Below are 281 nucleotides of genomic sequence, written 5' to 3' on the forward strand. Positions count from 1 at the left end.
CGGCAGGCGGTTCAGTACCGGCGAGATCGAGCACGCGCTCGTCGAGGTCGACGGGGTCGCGGAGGCGGCGGTCATCGCGCGCGACGACCCGGAGTCGGGGAACGCGCTCGTCGCGTACGTCACGACCGACGACGACCGGACGGACGTGTCGACGCTCCGGGGGGCGCTCGACGAGGCGGTCGCGGCCGCCATCGGCGCGGGCGCGCGCCTCGACCAGGTCGTGTTCACGCCGGACCTCCCGAAGACGCGCTCCGGGAAGATCATGCGCCGGCTCCTCGAGG

At 74.4% G+C, this 281-nt stretch carries 1 pseudogene; it reads left to right on the forward strand.

The window, feature by feature from the left end:
- Positions 1-281, forward strand: a pseudogene (locus tag SM755_RS23470) (acetyl-coenzyme A synthetase); the annotation flags it as partial.

The organism is Natrialba sp. PRR66 (assembly GCF_034808065.1).
GTDB lineage: Archaea > Halobacteriota > Halobacteria > Halobacteriales > Natrialbaceae > Natrialba > Natrialba aegyptia.